We start from the raw sequence: 5,104 nt of genomic DNA on the forward strand, positions 1-5,104 counted from the left end.
GTGACTTCCATGAAGTAGGGATCGGTAACGATCCCCTCCTGCGTCTGAGCATCTGCAAGGCGCGCTTCGGCCTCATCGCCTGTAAAGGCGGCAACTTTTGAAACGTCCTGGGTCCAGCTGCCGTCGGCGGCCATCCAGACATTCTGGCCGGTCGCGGTCTCCCATGCGGTGACGGCCTTTGGCGTATCCGCCTTAAGTTTCGGGCGAACGGATGTCATACGAAAGTCTCCTGGCTGACGCAGCCTGAAAGGCCGATTGCGCCACTCGCGAAAGGCAGGCCCGCCACTTTGCCGATGATGAGCAATGCTGGACCCTCGATACCATTGTCTGTGATCAGGTCAGGCAGTTCAGCAAGAATACCGAAAACCTGAATTTCGTTCGGCCGCGTGCCGTTCTCGATCACTGCGACCGGCGTGTCTGGCGCGCGCCCGGCTTCGATCAACTTGTCAGTAATGGCGGCCGCTGTGCCGACGCCCATGAAGACGGTGACGGTCTGGTTCGGCTTGGCCAGCGAGTCCCAATCGAGATCGGGCACGCCGCCCGCCTTGGCATGGCCGGTGACGAAGGTCAGGCTCTGGGCATGATCGCGATGGGTCAGCGGTACACCTGCCTGCGCCGCGCATCCCAGCGCCGACGTAATACCCGGCACCACGAAGGCTTCGACGCCTGCGGCCAGCACCGCTTCCATCTCTTCACCGCCACGCCCGAAGATAAACGGGTCGCCGCCCTTCAGGCGTACAACGCGCTTGCCATCGCGGGCCGAGCGGATCAGCATTTCGTGAATTTCATCCTGCGGGACGGAGTGGTCGCCCTTGCTCTTGCCGACAGACACGCGGTCGGCATCCCGGCGAATGAGCGTCAGGATATCGTCGCTGACCAGACGGTCATAATAGACAATGTCGGCTTCCTGCAGCAGGCGCAGCGCCTTCAGGGTCAGCAGCTCCGGATCACCCGGACCCGCGCCAACCAGATGGACCACGCCTTGCGTCCGGCCGCCGGACAGTGCGTCGCGCATCGCCTGTTCAGCAGCTTCCAACTCGCCCGCATAGGCAAGTTCGGCAGCCTTGCCATTGAGCACGCTCTCCCAGAACTTCCGACGCGCGCCAGCATCCGGCAATTTGGACTTTACCTCTTCTCGCATGCGTCCGGCCAGTTCCGCCAGATCGCCGATGCGTGCGGGTGTAAGCGCTTCAAGTTTGGCTCGCACCGATTTGGCAAGTACAGGCGCAGAGCCGCCCGAGGCCACGGCAGCAACAATCTCGCCGCGGTCCATGATGGATGGAACCGTAAAATCGCAGAGATCTGGCCGATCGACGACATTCAAAGGCACGCCATATTGGCGCGCCCAAGTGATCGCGCGATCTGTGTTTTCATCAATTCGGCAGGCCACAATTGCGAAACGGGCAACATCGAGCGCGGCGCCAGCTTGGTCCTGCGGCGCAATCGTTATGCGCCCGGCAAACTCCTGAGCGAAGCCGGAATCGATGTCTTTTCCAATAATCACAGTGATATGCGCCGGTGTTTTGGCGAGCAGTCGCACCTTGCGGCGCGCTTCCTCACCACCGCCGAACACGACGACGCGCGCGTCATCCATGTTGAAGAAAGCCGGAAATTGGCGCATGCGGGCGGACCTCTTTTTAGGCAAGCTGATCAGTCAGGTGTCAAAATGGCTCTTGACGCGGCGGACGCAAGCATGAACCCCTACAGCGATCCTTTAGAGAAACTATCCATGTCAGACCCATCCGACCGACTTCCCCCATTGAACGCGCTGAGAGCCTTTGAGGCCGCCGCGCGGCGCCTGTCTTTTACACAGGCTGCCGAAGAGCTGAATGTCACGCCCGGCGCGATTTCACAACAGATAAGGCAGCTGGAAGAATATGCCGGCACGCCCCTGTTCAAGCGAACGGGCCGTTCAGTTTTGCTGACAGATGCCGCCCAGGCCAGCCTGCCGCTGGTGCGCGATGCATTCGAGAGAATTTCTGAAGCCGGGCGGATCATGCAGGCTCCAGCGCGCAAAGGCCGGGTCATGGTGTCATCTGCGCCGTCCTTCGCCGCGAAATGGCTGGCGCCCCGCCTTGATGGCTTCCACCGGGAACATGAGGAGACCGAGGCCTGGATCTCGGCCGATATGGGCCTGACCGATTTCACCACGGCCGATGCCGATTTCGCAATCCGCTATGGCCGGGGCAATTATGACGGCCTGAAATCTGAAAAGCTGATGGACGAGACTGTCTTGCCGGTCTGTTCCCCTGCCCTGCTGGAAGGATCCGACGCGATCCGCAAGCCCTCGGATTTGCGGCATCACACACTGATCCATGATGAGAGCAACGAGAATGACCCGTCCTGCCCCGACTGGGCCAGCTGGCTGCGTGCGCGGAATGTGAAAGATGTTGATGGCTCACGCGGCCCACGTTTCAACCAGGCGATCCTCGTGATCGAGGCGGCTGCCGCCGGACGCGGCGTGGCGCTTGCCAAACGCGCGATTGCAGCAGCGGATCTCGCCTCTGGTCGGCTGGTCGCACCCTTCGCGGATGGCTCCCACCTGATCGATTTCGGGTACTGGATCGTCTATCCGAAAGGCCGTCACCTGACGCCAGATGTACGCAACTTCATCAAATGGCTGAAGACCGAGGCGACCAATAGTGAAGTGGTCGGCGTCTAGGGCTCATTGCCTTCCCAGTCGACAATCCAGTCTTCTGTGTCCTCATCGAAGACCGTGTCCTCGGATACGGTGCGCCCCCGGATCGAATGCCCCTCTTCGTGGATGCGGTTGCGGTCACCACACACGAGATAGTGCCAGTCCGGCAGCTCCTTGCCCTCATGGATCAGGCGATAGGTGCAGGTCTTTGGCATCCAGCGGATTTCCTCGACCTTCTTCGGAGTAAGAATCACGCAGTCTTCGACGATCTTCTTGCGATTTTTGTAGTCGGCACACTGACAGTTATCCCCGTCAAACAGGCGGCAATGGAGTCGCGTGTAAGCGATCTCACCGGTATCTTCATCTTCCAGTTTGAGCAGGCAGCATTTGCCACAGCCGTCGCAGAGGGATTCCCATTCCTGCGATGACATCTGAGCCAGTGGTGTGGTTTTCCAGAAAGACTTGGTCATCCCCTCAGGGCAGCCCATTCCGGCGTCTTTTCGATCAGTGCCGTTGCAAACCAGCAAGACGAAGAAACCGTCTCACCCGCAGCAATGATGTCATTCATCACACGCGTCACCAGATTTTTGCCAAGGCCGCGTCCACCCAGTTCTCCCGGCACGATCGTGTGCGTGATATGGCGCAGCCCGGTCCGCGGACGCTCATAGGTCAGATATGCTTCCAGCCCGTTCTCGAAATAGCTGTAGCGCATATGATTTTCATCATGGGTGATGGGTATCGTGGTCATGCCAGTACATCCTGCCATTCTGCATGTTTTTGAACTTGCGCCTTCGCGAAAGGGCACAGCGGAATGATCTTGATTCCGTCCCGGCGCGCATCCTCGACTGCGCGTTTGACCAGGGCTACGCCGACACCCATGCCGCCGAGCGCTTTCGGAACGCCGGTATGGTCGATGATGATCCGCTCCGTACCCGCCTTCGAATAGGTCATCTCGGCCTCGTGGCCGTTGACCAGGGTGACGTAGCGCCCGCCGGTCTCTCCGTCTTCGCGCTTGATCTCAAACTCGCTCATGAGTGTATGCCTTCTGCTGAGAGCCCCTATGTGGCGCGCCATCCGGCAGCACGCAAGGAAAAGCCGCCCCCGGAGGAGCGGCTTTCACAGTGGTTCAGGGGGTCGCCTATTTGTTGACGGCGTCCTTTACGTCACCCGCTGTCTTGCGAGCTTCGCCTTCGGCCTTGTCCATTTTGCCTTCGGCTTGCATCTTCTTGTTGTCTGTCATTTCACCGACAGTTTCCTTGACTTCGCCTTCAGCTTCCTTGGCACCGCCCTTGAGATGTTCCTTGTCCATTTGGGTCTCCTTCAGTTTGTTTGTGTCGGCCGCATGATCGCGGTCACTCATTCAACGCGCGACGGACAAGAGCGATCCGATTAATTCGGTGTCAGAAAGCATGCAGCCGCGGAGGACTGTTCAAAACGGTATGGCCCGGCTAACCCGTCTCGCATGGCCCGCTTGCTCACGCATCCCATGATTGACTGGAAGGACGACGGCACGCCCGTCGCCCGCGAGGCGGGGGACGTGTACTTCACGGCGGGGGATGGACTGGCTGAAACCCGCGCGGTTTTCCTGCAGGGCTGCGGCCTTCCAGAAGCCTGGGCAGGCAAGACCGAGTTCACGGTAGCGGAAACCGGGTTTGGCACAGGATTGAACTTCCTCGCCTTGTGCGAACTGTGGCAAGCGCACCGACCAACCCCGGATGCATGGCTCCACTTTGTCAGCTTCGAAGGCTTTCCCCTGACTGAGGACGATGCGGCGCGCGCGTTGGGCGCGTGGCCCGAACTGGCATGCTTGGCAGCGCGACTGCTCGCCGATTGGCCAGGGCCTGTGCGCTGTGTACACCACCTCGTCTGGCCTGATATCGGCGTCACTCTCACGCTTCATCTCGGCGATATTCACGACACGCTGCCCCAGAGCCAGTTCATGGCCGATGCCTGGTTTCTCGACGGATTCAGCCCGGCAAAGAATGAAGCCATGTGGTCAGCTGATCTTTACGGACTGATTGCAGAGCGCTCCAAGCCCGGCGCGAGCATCGGCACGTTCACCGTGGCAGGCACAGTTCGGCGCGGACTGACAGAGGTCGGCTTCGATGTCGTCAAAGCACCGGGACACGGCCGCAAGCGGCAGCGACTGGAAGCAAGGTTGGCACTTGCCTCTCCCGCCAAGCCGGACATTTACGGCCTGCGCGCGCATAGTGGCCCTCGCCAAAAGATCGCCATTCTGGGCGCAGGAATTGCCGGGGCGAGCGCGGCTTACGCCCTGACAGAGCGCGGCGCAGATGTGACTGTGTTTGATCCAGTTGGCCCCGCAAGCGGCGCAAGTGGCAATCCGCTGGCCCTTATGATGCCTCGGCTCGATGCGGGCGACACGGCGCAAGCCCGCTTGCTGATCGACGCTTATCTTGCCGCCCGCCGCGCCTATTCAGGCATGGAAGGCGCACACGAAACCAC

The 5,104-nt window shown here is 60.3% G+C and carries 8 protein-coding genes; 2 read left to right on the forward strand and 6 right to left on the reverse strand.

Going from position 1 to position 5,104, the window contains the following annotated elements; genetic code table 11:
- Nucleotides 1-218: DUF2849 domain-containing protein (locus tag B4F73_RS03915; protein WP_290482550.1), on the reverse strand; the 218-nt coding region annotated here is incomplete at its 3' end.
- Nucleotides 215-1,621: a siroheme synthase CysG gene (gene cysG, locus B4F73_RS03920; RefSeq protein ID WP_206992109.1), complete on the reverse strand. Its 1,407-nt coding sequence runs from the start codon at nucleotides 1,619-1,621 to the stop codon at nucleotides 215-217. The genes B4F73_RS03915 and cysG, both read right to left, overlap by 4 nt.
- Nucleotides 1,622-1,729: 108 nt before the next feature.
- On the opposite strand from cysG, the gene gcvA reads away from it, so the two are divergent.
- Complete coding sequence (gcvA, locus tag B4F73_RS03925) at nucleotides 1,730-2,662, forward strand: transcriptional regulator GcvA (protein ID WP_290482551.1); 933 nt, start codon at nucleotides 1,730-1,732, stop codon at nucleotides 2,660-2,662.
- Here gcvA and B4F73_RS03930 read toward each other — a convergent pair.
- The 4 genes from B4F73_RS03930 to B4F73_RS03945 form a co-directional block, all read right to left on the reverse strand.
- Nucleotides 2,659-3,108, reverse strand: a complete 450-nt coding sequence (locus B4F73_RS03930) for a YcgN family cysteine cluster protein (protein WP_290482552.1) — start codon at nucleotides 3,106-3,108, stop codon at nucleotides 2,659-2,661. The two genes, gcvA and B4F73_RS03930, sit on opposite strands and share 4 nt — an antisense overlap.
- Nucleotides 3,105-3,386 (reverse strand): GNAT family N-acetyltransferase, encoded by a 282-nt coding sequence (locus B4F73_RS03935; RefSeq protein ID WP_034817077.1) that lies wholly within the window; start codon nucleotides 3,384-3,386, stop codon nucleotides 3,105-3,107. Before B4F73_RS03935 ends, B4F73_RS03930 begins: the two co-directional genes overlap by 4 nt.
- Nucleotides 3,383-3,670, reverse strand: a complete 288-nt coding sequence (locus tag B4F73_RS03940) for a GNAT family N-acetyltransferase (protein ID WP_290482553.1) — start codon at nucleotides 3,668-3,670, stop codon at nucleotides 3,383-3,385. Before B4F73_RS03940 ends, B4F73_RS03935 begins: the two co-directional genes overlap by 4 nt.
- A gap of 106 nt (nucleotides 3,671-3,776) precedes the next feature.
- Nucleotides 3,777-3,947, reverse strand: coding sequence for a CsbD family protein (locus tag B4F73_RS03945; RefSeq protein WP_084333513.1), 171 nt, complete (start codon nucleotides 3,945-3,947; stop codon nucleotides 3,777-3,779).
- A gap of 153 nt (nucleotides 3,948-4,100) precedes the next feature.
- Between B4F73_RS03945 and mnmD the strand changes: the two genes are divergently transcribed.
- Nucleotides 4,101-5,104 (forward strand): tRNA (5-methylaminomethyl-2-thiouridine)(34)-methyltransferase MnmD (gene mnmD / locus B4F73_RS03950; RefSeq protein WP_290482554.1); only part of this gene is annotated, 1,004 nt, incomplete at its 3' end.

It is taken from the genome of Hyphomonas sp. UBA3601 (assembly GCF_002375605.1).
Lineage (GTDB): Bacteria > Pseudomonadota > Alphaproteobacteria > Caulobacterales > Hyphomonadaceae > Hyphomonas.